We start from the raw sequence: 13,616 nt of genomic DNA, 5'->3' as shown, positions 1-13,616 counted from the left end.
TATAACGCCAATTTAAAGTATTATAGAGTCAAAACTTGCCACTCGGGGTTTCTTTGTCTTTTTTTCTGAAATTTTAGCGAATTAGGTATAGATCTTAATAAAACATTAAAAAAAATAATATACTATATTAAAAATGTAAGCAATAAAATGCTAAAGGGACTAACAAAAGCTTTATTATTGATTGGTTTGCCCTTCTTGCTTACCAGCTGTAGCTTCTACTATTTACTAAAGGGCTCGTATACTTACCTTGCACCGGAAAAATACCCTTCATCCAGAAGATAGTCATTCTACGTTGACACATTTTACAGTGCGCAGGCTATGTATAATATATTGTTTAGTGATTTTTTATTAGTAGGCAAGTCATCGTTTACATCCAAACATGGGTGTGCTAGTAAGCATGTTAACTATGGAAAAGAAGTCGTAGCAGATGTGGTAATAGTGTCATTTCAAAATATGCAAAAAGTAAAAAGGCATTTTAGCATCACAGAGCGATTACTAGAGCAATAAGTTCAATGACATTTTATACAAAAGATACTATAAATTTTGACCAGGATGTGCTTTTTTCAAAGAGGATAGGTAATGCAAAAGTTCCGTGGAAATATGTCAAAGAAGAAGTTTGAACTTGATAAACAAAGTGATACGGATCCATATTTAAGCAGTTAGGCGAGCTATAAAACATGCAAGATTGAAGTATGCTCTGCAAAGGTGAATATTTAGGATTTATAAATGAGATTAATTGTAAGAGAAAGTCTGAAATAAGTAAAATGCTTGATTGGAAAAATAGAAATGTAAGATTACTTATTAATAAACAATCAAAACAAGGGTTTTATTTAGATCAAGGTAAAATCCCTATATTAGTAGAATCTCGAATTAACAAATTTGGCTATCTTGAATTAGTGTATAAAAACACTGATCAAGTTGTGATTTCCTTTCAGAAAAATTAATTGTTATCGCTTAAAGCATTCATAAGTAAAATCAATAAAAACGTCTTCTTTTAAAGTTACAGCTATACCCTTGTGGCATTTTATGGTAGAAAATAAACTGAAGAGTGTTTTACAAAATGATATTACGTAACTTACTATTTTTGCTACCACCTGAAATTGTTCATTCCTTGGCAATCACGATGTTAAAAAAGATGCCTTGCAGAAAACCTATAGAACTACCAGAATCTTTAAACGTAAACTTCTTTGGTAATAAACTCAGGAGTCCTGTAGGTCTTGCTGCAGGTTTTGACAAGAATGCGGAAGTTATAAGGCCCATGCTCTCACTTGGGTTTGGATTTATCGAGTCTGGTACTGTAACCAAACACCCCCAATACGGAAACAAAAAACCGAGAATTTTTCGGTTAATTGAAGACGAAGGAATAATCAATAGATTAGGGTTTAATAATAAAGGAATAGACTATTTCCTTAAGAAAATAGATGGGACCAAGCTTGATGACTGCATTTTTGGCATCAACATAGGGAAAAATAGCACTTCGAAGGACCAAATCAGTGACTATGTTGACTTAATAAAGATAATATATGGGAAAAGTAGTTATATAGTGCTGAATATCTCATCTCCAAACACGCCAAATTTACGCAATCTGCACAACAAGCAGGAATTATCAGAATTCTTGAAGTCCATAATTCTAACCAGGAAATCAATCGATAACTCTGGATCCATACCAATAATATTAAAAATTTCTCCAGATATAAATCAGCAAACAAAAGAAAATATTGCTGAGCTCGTATTAGAATACAAAATTGACGGCTTGACAGTAAGCAATACCACGGTTAGTCGAGATAATCTACATTCTCATCACAATGAGATTGGTGGGTTGAGTGGTAGACCACTGTTTAAACTTTCAACTGAGTTATTGAGTGACATGTATAAACTCACTAAGGGCAAGACATTATTAATAGGGTGCGGGGGAATCTCAAGCGGTGCTGATGCATATAAAAAAATAAAGGCAGGAGCCTCTCTAGTACAACTGTACACTACTCTCATATACCAAGGGCCTCAAGTTGTGAATAAAATCAATCTAGAGCTTGCAGAGCTAATAAGAAGAGATGGACTGAGTAACACCAGTGAGGCAGTAGGTTGTGACCACAAACCTTAGCAACTTATTTTGATGGAGCAAAACTAATCTTCTGATATAAAAATACAACAGGAAGTATTTCCTTTTAATACAACAAGTATGAAAAACGTGAACGATGCAATATCTAAAATCATCAACTATAGGTTCAAAAATGATGCTATATTAGAGGAAGCACTGACTCATCCAAGCTTGAATAAAAGGAATAGTAAAAATCAAACTGAAAATTACGAAAGGTTAGAATTTTTGGGCGATAGCATTTTGAATATGATTGTGTCTGCTATACTATTTAAACTATTTCCTGAAGAAAGAGAAGGCGCGTTGGCGAAAAGAAAAATGGACTTAGTTTGTGGCAGCACGATTGCCAATGTTGCCAAAGAAATAAAGTTGGGCGATTTTATCATCATGAATAATAGTGAACGCTGCAATGGAGGGAAATGTAACTTAAAAAATTTAGAAAACGCACTCGAAGCACTAATAGGTGCGATTTATATCGATAGCGGATTTAAAAATGTTGAAAGATTTGTTACCCAATATTGGAAGGAGCTGGCTAAGGATATGCTAACCCCTCCTCAAGATCCTAAAACCTCGCTACAAGAATGGATTCAGAAAAATAAACTACCTTTACCAGAGTATAAGCTTGCAAAACAGACTGGACCATCACACAATCCTGAATTTACCATATCAATTCGCATAAAAAATTACGGTGAAGTTTCTGCATGCGCTTCTAGTAAAAAGGTTGCTGAACAAAAGGCTGCCGAGTTAATGCTAGAAAAAATTAACAATAGTGAAAAAAGCAATTCAACTTAATTCAAGTTTTAAGAAACAAAAGCACCCTGATCAAAAACAATTGTGGATGGTCTTGTCTTATAGATAAGAACCCTGCAGCTCTAAGGCTATAAATTTGCAGCATTTAGTGTAGTAATTCTGCTAGATGAAAACAAAATTAAATACATTTTTAATATTTTTATAGAAATCTATTAGAATGGTTTTGTATGCTTTTTTCCAATGACCATTTTTAGATGCTCAATGCTCCTTTTTATCATCTCCTGTATATGCTTACCTGCTCAGGGATATATTACCCAAATAGACGACAAAAATCATCACGATATTGAGTACGACCACTTACTAAAGCGATGCAAGGGCAAAATTTTCCTTTCGGAGAACAATGAACCGGCAGTACCAGAAATTGTACCTTTGCCCGTAAAGTTTCCTGATTTCGCAGCCAGTAGCCAGCTTATTTCTATTAATATTGGTGAAGAAGTGCCAGTAAAGGATTTGCTGATTGAGATAGGAAAACTTTCTGACATTAACTTGGATATAGATCCAAAAATATCAGGCAACATTATTTTAAAGCTAAAAGATAAAAATATAAATGAAGTAATTCAGAGCATAGCTGATAGTGCCAAACTGCGTTACTCGACAAGTAATGGTGTGATTAAAATTGAGCAAAATTTACCGTACACACAAAATTATTACGCAGACTTTGTCAATATTCAACACTCTGCTCAAAGCAGTTTTATTGTTAACAACAATATTACCAGCAACGACAGAATCAATGCCGATAAGGACTATAACAGCGTTATGAAGTCTCAATATAGCAGCGATTTATGGAACTCGTTGGAAAAGGGGTTGAATACAATAATAGATGTTAACGGGGTAAATGATGGAGAATTCCTTTCATCTAATAGAGAAACTGGTGTTATTATTTTAAATGCTAGAAAAGACATTCACAAAGCTGTTGAAGAATATATTAATAAAGTTAAGCGGTTAGCGTCTTCCCAAGTAATGATAGAGGCAAAGATAGTTGAAGTCGTGTTAGATGATAAGTACCTTTCTGGTATCAATTTAGACGATTTATGCGATGGAATCAAACCTGTAATGAATCAAGATAATTCCATTGTTAATCTGGCAATGAACTTCGGCATGGGTGATCTGGGAAATTTAGTAAAAGGTTTAGACAAATTTGGTACTTCAACTGTGATTTCAAGCCCTAGAGTACATGCCATAAATAATCAGCAAGCGATGATTTCTTTCACTAAAAATCACGTTTACTTTACCTCTGATATACAAAAAAACTCCGATCATACCTTAGTCACCAAAATGAATAGTGTTCCAATAGGGGTTGTGTTAATAATCCATCCAAGCATCAATATTGATACTAGTGAAATATTCATGAATATACACCCAACCTTATCAAGAATTAACGGCTATACTAAAGACCCAAATATAGAGTACATCGCGCAGCAAAGTAAAACAAAACTGAATAGTAACATTCCAATTATTGAAATTAGGGAAATGAACTCTATGTTAAAAATCAAGAGTGGTGAAGTTATGGTAATTGGCGGACTTATAGAGCGTAGAGAAGATAAGCAAAGCTTTAAAGCTACGTTGCATCAGAAGTTAAAAAGGCTAGCGGATAACACGAGAACAGTAGAAACCGTTATCTTTTTAAAAGCAACAATCGTACCAACGTTCGGTTTGTTAGATAAAAAGGACGAGAATTTATATATATTAACTAAAAACTAAGCATCAAACCGATTTCAATATTATGAGTTGATATGTTATCTGCAACGGGTATTGGAATACTGAAGTAACGATAACCAAGGAAGGCTTTGACTTCCGGAACTACTGAATAACTAACGCCAAACTTCACTTGATAAGCAAACCAAGGAACATTCAATGGCATTGAATTTTTAGGTGACCTATTAATTTTTTTTAACCTCAAAACTGCTGGCCCTATACCAAGACCAGTATACAGAGCAAATTGTGTATCCTGAGCACTAGGATTATAATAGAAGTTTAACAAAAATGCGAATATGCTGACTGATTTATCAAGTACTGGTATAGGGTTATCACTTTTAATATCAGCCCCAGAATACATAGTTTCAAAATCAATTCGGCCATTTTCTCTAGCATAGTAACCTAAAGATATGCTGCTGAGCCACTGGAAATCAATTTTACCATCAAATTGATGTATACTCTTAATTTCATCTTCCACCATATTTTTTGCTATTGCACCATAACGGCTTTCAACTAAGGTTAGGCATCTTTCTCCAATTGCTGTTATGCCATTCATAAATGTCTCTGAGTTATCGTAATATATCTTGCCACCGTTGGTGCTAATATAGAAATTAAGTCTCTTGCCTTCAACTGATGTAACTTCTTTTTTATCATATTTTCTAGATTTATGGCATACAAATCTGTCTGCAAGCATTAGATCTTCAACATCACCTGTATTAGCTTGAGCGGAAAAGAAGTTAATACATAAGATTAGCAATGCATCAAAAATAGTAGGTCTTTTCATCATAAACAAATTTACAATACTTTTCTCACATCAAGAAATTAAGAAATAACACTTCCAATTAAATAACCACTCTCCATTCCTATAACGTTAGCTTTTATAATACTTTTAGCCTGAACCTCTGATGAAAGCTTTATTAATGCAAAATTTTCTACCCTGCCAATATTATTTTGCTCAACTAAAACGCTTTGTTTAGTGCCGATTAAAGACTGATAAAAGTTACCCATCATTTCTTTACTTGTTTCCCTCAAGTTTTTTACCCTTTCTTTACGCACATTCTCTGGCACTTGTGGCATTCGTGCAGCAGGCGTGTTCTTTCGCTTTGAATATGGAAAAGCATGTAGGTAAACTATATTCGTTTCCTTTAGTAGATTAACAGTATCTTGAAACATTTCATCAGTTTCCGTTGGAAATCCAGTAATAATATCAGCACCAAACGCTATATTAGGCCTCAAGCTCCTTACTTTATGACAAAATTCTATCACTTGCTCTCTACTGTGACGACGTTTCATCCTTTTTAGGATTAAATTATTACCAGATTGTAAACTTAAGTGTAAATATGGCATAAGCCTTGATTCGTTAACTATTAAGCTCATTAACTCATCGTCAATTTCAGCAACATCAATAGAAGAAAGTCTAAGTCTCTTCAACTCCGGTACATCCTTTAAAACTCTTCTGATCATTGAACCAAGTGAAGGTTTGCCAAACAAATCTGTACCAAAATCAGTAATATCAACACCTGTAAACACTACTTCTTGGTAACCATTTGCTACGAAAACCTTGATTTGCTCTATAATATTGTTTATTGGTACGGATCGGTTGTTTCCTCTTGCTTCAGTAATTGAGCAAAATGTGCAGCTATGATTACAACCATTTTGGACTTCGATAAACGCCCTTGATTTATCTTCAAACTTATTAATTAGAATAGGTTCTGACCTGCTTGCTTGATTATCATTGACTAATATTTTGTTATTATTCAGCAAATAATTTTCAGTCTTTAGCTTATCTTGATTGCCCAGCACTTTGCTTACACCAGGAATTTTACTGTACGATTTGGGATCTAATTGAACGGCACACCCAACTACAATAATTTCTTTACTTGGATCATTTTTATGAATCTTACGTATTTTTTGCTTCACCTGGCGTTCTGCTTCATTTGTTACTGCACAACTGTGCACTACAACGACATTTTCTCTTTCTGCTTTTCTTAGCGCTTCTTTAATTAACTCACTTTCATAAAAATTTAAACGACAGCCAAATGTTACTACTTCATTCATGCTAGACTTCAATCGATTTTATAATTTAATTATTATATCAAACATTCAAGCAAAGTCATTAAGCCTCTTACGACCAGGCCCAGAAACGTGAGAATGATTCGCCTTAAGCAAAGATTTGATGAAGGTAGAGTGTGTAACTGCGTCAACTTAGTATATACTAAAACCAGCTCAAGAAACATTAACCCAGAAAAACCGCACCAACTTGATGTTGGTGCTTGAAGCTACTATCCTTTATAGAAAAAGCTTTACAGTATAGCAGGTGAAACTAGGGGGGCAACTTTTTTTTTTGTAAATGTTCTTTTCTACATTTATTGAAGCAACAGTTACTAGATCTTTTATAACATTTATGTATATGACGTAACATTTACCCAATTTTAATCTTCCAAAGCCCTATGTCGATCCTTTAAATGCTCTTCTTAGAAGATAGACTTATTTCAATCGTTTATAACCTTTGGCACTACAAAATATCCATGCTCAGATTTTGTATTGGATAATATCTCCTCTTTAGTATTCTGAGCATTGACAACGTCATCATGTACATGAATGTTCTTATCTATACTACCATAACGTATAGGAGAAACACCTTCAGTGTTAACTTGCAACAAAATATCATGTATCCAATCCAGCATTGTTAGTTCCTTGGAGTAGTGCTCAATTTCGTCATTTGATAACTTAATTCTTACAAGCTGTGCAATTTTAAGCATTTCTTCCTTAGTAATTGTCACTTTTCTTTTGTTTACAAACTCTATTAGCGAAGTAATGACGTCTTCTGTTGACCTAGCTGGCATCCTTATCCCCTTTAATGAAGTGAACCAAAATATTTGCAGTTGAAATAACTTCTACTTTACCAGTTTTTTCAAATTTGTGAAGTATGGTGTCTGTAATCACTAATTTGTCTAGAAAAGAGGAAGAGATTTTTTCAATTGCATTTCCTGAAAGCGCACCATGTGTAATGCATGAAATTACAGATTTTGCCCCGTGACTTTTCAAAGCAAGAGCGGCATTGCATAATGTTCCACCAGAATCAACTATATCATCGATGATGACGCAATTCTTATTTGTCACTTCTCCTATTACATTCATTACCTGAGATGTACCTGCTTTCTCTCTATATTTATCTATTATGATAATCTTATCACTCAATTCTATCTCATATTTTTTCTCTAAAGTCTTTGCAAAAGCACGCGCCCTACCGATTGCTCCAACATCGGGTGCAACTATTGCTAAATTCTCTGTATGTATAGAATCAGCAAATACTTCAAGGCAGCTTAAATTAGCGACTGGTATATCAAAAAACCCTTCAATTTGACTTGAATGTAAATCAACAGCTGCAACACTATCTGCGCCTGCAGCCTGGATGAGATTTGCAGCTAATTTCGCACTCAAAGCAGATTGCATATTATCGTTTTTAATAACCCTATCTTGCCTGCTATATCCATAATAGGGAATAATCGCCATTATTCTTTTGGCTCTTAACCTCTTTACTGTATCAATTGTGATCAAGAGCTCCATAAGATTGTCATTTGCAGGAGGAGAAATTGACTGTATTATGTATACCTCTTGATTATAGATATCACCTCCCACGTACACATTCATCTCGCCATCGGCAAACCTCGATACCTGAGTAAGGGATGGTTGAACATTTAGCTTACTAACTATTGATTCCCCTAATTCTTTACTAGCGCTACCTATTATTATCTTCATAATCTACCAATTGAATTTGTAAGATTATACAGAAACTATGAAACGATTGAAACTCTATTCTAAAGTCCTTACCAGCGATCTCTTGCACATCTACCGGTCGTCCAAGTAGCCGGCATGTTTCCTTTATAACAGCGTTATCCAAGCAGCCTTTTCTTGTCATCCCAGTGCTTGGCACTGGAATTCAAATTTTCCATAAAACGTTGTATTTTAACATAACTTTTATGCTCACCTACCCAATAAAATTCTATCATCCAGCGTCACGCGCTGGATGATAGGAGGGGGTTACTTTCATGGTACCGTCATTAAGTGAAATGAGATCCAAGATTTAGTACTAGAAAAATACTTCCCTCTTGCTGAAGCACTGCGTATAATGAACTTAGTATTGCAGCGCATTGCAAATTACTTCAAGTAGAATTTTTAGTACTAAATCTACAAGGGGGCTTTATGAATAAGAAATTTCTCTGTTCATCATTATCAATAAAAAGTATAGAGAAAAAGGCGTATTTTCTGGCTATGAGAACGTTTTTAACGTAGTTGATAAACAGAATGATCTCATCTTACCTGGAGTATTTAAAGAAAACTTGAATGGAAATAAAATAAAACTCCTCTGGCAGCACAACCTGAGCGAGCATATAGTTATATTATAGATATTCATGAAAATGATGTCGGCCTATATATAACTGCGCATTTACTTTTGGGTATCTAAAAGGCAGAATAAGTTTACTTGATGCTCAAAACTGGAGTAATCAATGGACTTTCAATTGGCTATATACCTATAGAGTATGACATTGATTATGAAAGTGGAGTTTGAGTATTGAAACAAGTGGGATTATGGAAGTCAGTTTGGTTACTTTTCTGCAAATTTAGTTGCTCAGGTAGTTAATGTAAAGAGTCAGGATAACGAACAGAAGATGTTAATAAGGGCAATAAATAAAGGCAAAAGATGTGATTACAGGCTCATATATTTCTACTTGAAGCTTATTGCAAGCAAGGGTTTTATTGTAAATAGTAAATACTTACTTAACATTTAAAGACGTTCAGGTTAGATTTGAATTAGCATTAATCCTTATTCAATATTTACACCAATACGTATAATTTCATTAATATTTTGGTAGCTGTTAATAAAGTTCGACTCTCAGTTTGGGAAAAGTTTTTAAAGTTCAAAAGATAAGGTAGTTTTATGCTCAGTGCCAACAATGAAACTAATGTTAAGAAGGAAGAAAGAAAATACAGTTGGTCCCACCGTGTTTGCTTGGCCATACCTAAAAGCGATTGGATGAATATTACCAAGGAGACGGAACAGATGGGCAGAAAATATTTTGTACTGTGATAAAACTACTGCAAACAATGAAGTTCAAACTGATGCTTTTAAAAACAGTAGATGAAAGTGCTTAAGTTGACTTAAAATCCGAAGTTGAAGAGAAAGAGAGCCAAAGTGTAATGATAAGCAAAAATGGAGGGGTTCAGACTGAAGAAAGTAATAAATTTATTTTTAGTGACAACTACTCTGATGACAACTACCTTGACGTGGAAAAAGTAAATACAGAAGAAGATGAAGCATTAAAAGAACATCTGGAGGGTATAAGTCAGGAATTAGAACTTGAACGTTCACAAAATGCTTCAATAAAAGAAAATATAGAATTACAATTTGTAATTGAAATACTTGAAAAGGGTTATAAGGAACTTGCAGAAAATGCAGGCAAACAAGAAGAGGAACTAACTGAACACAAAACGGAACTTATAAATAAAGCAAGAAAGCTTTCAGCAGAAGTGGAAGAAAAAGACTTAAAAATCAACATATTAACAACATCAAACAAAGCATTAAAACAGGATAATAAAGGAAATAGAAACTAAAAATAGCGAACAGCAGTGGATAGCTGAAATATATATGAAATAAAATGATTTTCTCTTGAACGTGACGAAAATATCAGAAAAAACATTACAATTAAACAACCGAGAGCAGCAAGAAGAAAAAAAGAGCTTGGAAAATAAAGTATTAGAGTTACAAAAGCAGGCGCAAACTTTAGAAGGAAATAAGGAATAGGAGTTAGCTGGAACAGATGGCATCTTAAAGGAAGTTTTCTCGAACACAATGAAAATGTTAGAGAAAGGACTATATGCTGTTAAAGGAAGAAACGAATCTTTAAAGAGGAAACTAACTACTCGATTAACTGAAATAGAGGAATTGAATAAGCAACTAGAGAAAGTAAACGAAGAATTAGAAAAATTAACTTTGTCCTAATGTTGATCGAGAACATCAGATAGAAGAGCTACAATCGGAAGATGGCTTCTTAGAAAAGCAAAATGGAGAGTTAAGATCTAAAAATAGAGAACTTGAGGAGGAAAGGTCTAAGGTAGCACGTTTGAAAGAAGAATCAATTCAATCCAAAATAGAACCTTGTAAGTGTCATAGTGAAAGCTTTTGAAGATTCAGAAAGAAAATGTATGAGAACAGGTAGTTTAACATTGTTAGATGAAGAATTAGGTTAAAGTGTGGAAAAGTTGCCTGACCAATTATATAAAGCAAAAAGTATAGAAAGGCAACATCCTCAAAGCACTAAGGGACCTCAACAACAATTGAAGGGAGAAACAATTGACTTGGAAGGCGAATTAAAGATTGAGCAGTTATAAAAGGAACAAAAGCAAATAGAAAAATTGGAAGAAAAGCAATTGACTAAATTGGTAGCTTAAAAGAGCTAGGTGTAGTGAGTTTAGTGGATACAATATCTACTGCAAAGTCAGGTCAATCAGGGTTGTCAAAAGCTCAGAACTTTGCTGGCAAAATGTTTTTGAAGGAAAAGGATCCCAATAACTTTTTATCTAATAAAAATAAAGGATTAAAAAGAGGCTTTCTTGAATTTAAAGAAAAGCACTTTTGTCATAACGTACTTGATAAGGTCGTAAAATCTCTATCAAATCAAGATGATGGCAAATCTGAAAGCAGTAAGCTGCTTAAATTGTTAAAAAATAATTTGACGGAGTCTGAGAGAGAGCTTATAAAAGCTAAGGTTAAAGAAGTTGTCAACGCACATTGTAACATTGGAAAAAATATAGATAAAGAATTACAAGATAGCACACTGAAAACCAAGTTTTTATCTTCTGTTGGAAAATGCATAAAAAAGTTGAAGTTAAATGAAAAAGACAATGCTATAGTAGCATCTACCTGGAATAGTTTTTATAGCAAAAATAACAATAGTAACGATTAAAAAAAATTACTTGGAGAAATTATTGCGGGAAAGTTAACAGAAGTTAAAATGAAGCGTTTTTCAAGCGAGATTCAAGAGTTGCAATTGACATCAAGTATAAAAGATAAATTTTTATTCCCAGACCAGAAAATGTGTAATCAGATTTGTGGGAAAGGAAATGTATATCGACTCAGAGCTGGAATTAACAAGATAAATAACATACCTAACTCTTTTCTGAGCCGCATTAGAATCACTACAAGCATACACTCATTGAGCATTAAAGCAGGCTCTTAGCATAAAGTAACAACTCCTCTTTCGTTAAGGAATAGGAGTTATCTTTCCAATGTTGCTTTAATAACTCCAAACTTCTACCTAAACTTTTCCCTGACTGATAACCTATATTTATCAAATCATCGCCAGATAAAGGAAATTTCGGAATATCGAACACCTTAGCAAATGAGATATATTCATCAACATTTGTTCCAGACTCAACACCACAGATTTTGACTAGATCACAATATAATTCCTTACCAAACAAGGATATGTATTTTTTTTGCTCTTTTTCTGAAAGCTCTGTTTTGATATCATTGGACAGTAGAAATAGCAGCTTTTTCCTTTGCTTGTTCGAAAAATGTAGAAACTTGCTTACGTATTCTCCAAGATTTAGCTTGTCTTCAGTAGTTCTAAGGAGCACCGCTAATTTTACTATCGCATCAGCACAAAAAAGAAGTGGTAAGGACAGAATTTCGCATTTTACTTCTTTTGGAATAAATTTTTGCAAAACATCAGACTTTTGCATGCTCTTAAGCGTTGGAGTGGGATTATCACACTCCAGCAATTTAAACATTTCGTCTCTTATTCTTTCTCCAGAGAGGTTTTGGATCATGTGCGAATGTTTTTTGCATACATCCAATATTTCATCACTCAAATCTCCAACACATATTTTTGCGTGAAACCGAAATACTCTTAAAATACGCAGATAGTCTTCCTTAATTCTATCTTCAGCATTACCTATAAAGTTTAACCTCTGAGCTTTTAAATCCTGAATACCACCGAAGTAGTCATATATATGGCCATGCTTGTCTGCATATAAGGCATTAAATGTAAAATCACGCCTTGAAGCATCAGCTTGCCAATTATTGGTAAATTCTACTTTCGCATGTCTACCGTCGCATTGAGTATCATACCTTAGCGTTGTAATCTCAAAAGATCTTTGGTTTAAAACTGCAGTGATAGTTCCATGTTTCAGGCCAGTTGGAATAGTTTTTATATTGTGAAGTTTGAGCGCTTTAATCGTTTGACTAGGGAGTAGGTCGGTAGCGAGGTCAATGTCGTGAATGCCACGCTGCAGAATTGAGTCCCTTACACATCCACCGACAAGCCTTGCCTCACCACCAAATTTCTCTATGGCATCAATGATTAAACTAGTCTCATGGTCAACTTGCATTTAGGTCAGTTCACACTACAGCTCATATTATATGAAATGTTTGCAAAAAGCCCTATATAAAAACATACAGGGCTATAAAAATTTACCCTACTGGCATGATATAGCTTTGAGCTGTTGATAAGATACTTTTTTTCTACCTTTGTTTCCTCCATACTACATCTGGTGGCTTGAAGGGCTTTGCTCTTCAGAGCGTTGAATACGTTGCTCTATATCACTAACGCACTGCTCTACAACATCACTAATTTTTCTACCAGCATTTTTTTTGCCAATGATTCATCAAATGTCTTTTCAACCTCTTCTTTCTTAGGACTATATACTACAATATTCTAAGAGCTCATCTAACTGAAGTTTTTTTGCTAATAGGAAGTCTTCTTACTCCTGTTTTGCTAAACTTTTTTTCCTATCAAGCAATAGCTCGAAATGAATTTCACCATTATTTATTATATGTATAGCACGTTGATCATTATAGTCTAGATTATCTAATAACAGGCTACCTGAAGAAGCAATAAGGCTATGTATTATGTGACCCAAGTTACCAAAACCCTACATATTTTCTAGCAATTTACTCGCTTTATTAGAGTTAACTCTTTGTAGTCTTTGAGTAAGTGATTCATTAGAGTTA

At 34.1% G+C, this 13,616-nt stretch carries 17 protein-coding genes; 11 read left to right on the top strand and 6 right to left on the bottom strand.

Annotated elements, in window-relative coordinates; genetic code table 11:
- Positions 1–318: 318 nt before the first annotated feature.
- From IHO40_RS00975 to IHO40_RS00955, 5 genes are all read left to right on the top strand, one after another.
- Positions 319–507 (top strand): hypothetical protein, encoded by a 189-nt coding sequence (locus tag IHO40_RS00975; protein WP_225536331.1) that lies wholly within the window; start codon positions 319–321, stop codon positions 505–507.
- A 185-nt stretch (positions 508–692) separates the two neighbouring features.
- Positions 693–944: a hypothetical protein gene (locus tag IHO40_RS00970; protein ID WP_225536330.1), complete on the top strand. Its 252-nt coding sequence runs from the start codon at positions 693–695 to the stop codon at positions 942–944.
- 116 nt (positions 945–1,060) lie between these two features.
- Positions 1,061–2,101, top strand: a complete 1,041-nt coding sequence (locus IHO40_RS00965; RefSeq protein WP_225536329.1) for a quinone-dependent dihydroorotate dehydrogenase — start codon at positions 1,061–1,063, stop codon at positions 2,099–2,101.
- A gap of 78 nt (positions 2,102–2,179) precedes the next feature.
- The gene (rnc, locus tag IHO40_RS00960; protein ID WP_225536328.1) at positions 2,180–2,887 is read left to right on the top strand and encodes a ribonuclease III; all 708 of its coding nucleotides are present in this window, start codon (positions 2,180–2,182) and stop codon (positions 2,885–2,887) included.
- A gap of 219 nt (positions 2,888–3,106) precedes the next feature.
- On the top strand, positions 3,107–4,606 hold the full coding sequence (locus IHO40_RS00955; RefSeq protein WP_410543349.1) for a secretion system protein: 1,500 nt from the start codon (positions 3,107–3,109) through the stop codon (positions 4,604–4,606).
- On the opposite strand, the gene IHO40_RS00950 is transcribed toward IHO40_RS00955, so the two are convergent.
- From IHO40_RS00950 to IHO40_RS00930, 5 genes are all read right to left on the bottom strand, one after another.
- Entirely contained in the window at positions 4,596–5,387 is a 792-nt protein-coding gene (locus IHO40_RS00950; protein WP_225536326.1) for a P44/Msp2 family outer membrane protein, read from the bottom strand. The two genes, IHO40_RS00955 and IHO40_RS00950, sit on opposite strands and share 11 nt — an antisense overlap.
- A 35-nt stretch (positions 5,388–5,422) precedes the next feature.
- Positions 5,423–6,658: a tRNA (N(6)-L-threonylcarbamoyladenosine(37)-C(2))-methylthiotransferase MtaB gene (gene mtaB, locus IHO40_RS00945; protein ID WP_225536325.1), complete on the bottom strand. Its 1,236-nt coding sequence runs from the start codon at positions 6,656–6,658 to the stop codon at positions 5,423–5,425.
- Positions 6,659–7,092: 434 nt separating this feature from the next.
- Positions 7,093–7,446 (bottom strand): Asp-tRNA(Asn)/Glu-tRNA(Gln) amidotransferase subunit GatC, encoded by a 354-nt coding sequence (locus IHO40_RS00940; RefSeq protein ID WP_225536324.1) that lies wholly within the window; start codon positions 7,444–7,446, stop codon positions 7,093–7,095.
- Positions 7,436–8,362, bottom strand: a complete 927-nt coding sequence (locus IHO40_RS00935) for a ribose-phosphate diphosphokinase (RefSeq protein WP_225536323.1) — start codon at positions 8,360–8,362, stop codon at positions 7,436–7,438. Before IHO40_RS00935 ends, IHO40_RS00940 begins: the two co-directional genes overlap by 11 nt.
- Positions 8,343–8,522, bottom strand: coding sequence for a hypothetical protein (locus IHO40_RS00930; RefSeq protein WP_225536322.1), 180 nt, complete (start codon positions 8,520–8,522; stop codon positions 8,343–8,345). The genes IHO40_RS00935 and IHO40_RS00930 overlap by 20 nt, the downstream gene beginning before the upstream one ends.
- 295 nt (positions 8,523–8,817) lie before the next feature.
- On the opposite strand from IHO40_RS00930, the gene IHO40_RS00925 reads away from it, so the two are divergent.
- The 6 genes from IHO40_RS00925 (at position 8,818) to IHO40_RS00905 (ending at position 11,568) form a co-directional block, all read left to right on the top strand.
- Entirely contained in the window at positions 8,818–9,009 is a 192-nt protein-coding gene (locus IHO40_RS00925; RefSeq protein WP_368666744.1) for an HK97 family phage prohead protease, read from the top strand.
- A 793-nt stretch (positions 9,010–9,802) separates the two neighbouring features.
- Positions 9,803–10,216 (top strand): lipocalin/fatty-acid binding family protein, encoded by a 414-nt coding sequence (locus IHO40_RS00920; protein ID WP_225536321.1) that lies wholly within the window; start codon positions 9,803–9,805, stop codon positions 10,214–10,216.
- Between the two features lie 61 nt (positions 10,217–10,277).
- Positions 10,278–10,406, top strand: coding sequence for a hypothetical protein (locus IHO40_RS05735; RefSeq protein ID WP_255585926.1), 129 nt, complete (start codon positions 10,278–10,280; stop codon positions 10,404–10,406).
- A 48-nt stretch (positions 10,407–10,454) separates the two neighbouring features.
- Positions 10,455–10,604, top strand: a complete 150-nt coding sequence (locus IHO40_RS00915; RefSeq protein WP_225536320.1) for a hypothetical protein — start codon at positions 10,455–10,457, stop codon at positions 10,602–10,604.
- A 251-nt stretch (positions 10,605–10,855) separates the two neighbouring features.
- The gene (locus IHO40_RS00910; RefSeq protein WP_225536319.1) at positions 10,856–10,993 is read left to right on the top strand and encodes a hypothetical protein; all 138 of its coding nucleotides are present in this window, start codon (positions 10,856–10,858) and stop codon (positions 10,991–10,993) included.
- A gap of 83 nt (positions 10,994–11,076) precedes the next feature.
- Positions 11,077–11,568, top strand: coding sequence for a hypothetical protein (locus IHO40_RS00905; RefSeq protein ID WP_225536318.1), 492 nt, complete (start codon positions 11,077–11,079; stop codon positions 11,566–11,568).
- Positions 11,569–11,824: 256 nt separating this feature from the next.
- On the opposite strand, the gene IHO40_RS00900 is transcribed toward IHO40_RS00905, so the two are convergent.
- Positions 11,825–12,994: a CCA tRNA nucleotidyltransferase gene (locus tag IHO40_RS00900; RefSeq protein ID WP_225536317.1), complete on the bottom strand. Its 1,170-nt coding sequence runs from the start codon at positions 12,992–12,994 to the stop codon at positions 11,825–11,827.
- Between the last annotated feature and the right edge of the window lie 622 nt (positions 12,995–13,616).

The sequence above is a fragment of the Wolbachia endosymbiont of Mansonella ozzardi genome (assembly GCF_020278625.1).
Taxonomy (GTDB): Bacteria; Pseudomonadota; Alphaproteobacteria; order Rickettsiales; family Anaplasmataceae; genus Wolbachia.
This window is presented reverse-complemented; position numbering and strand designations above follow the sequence as displayed.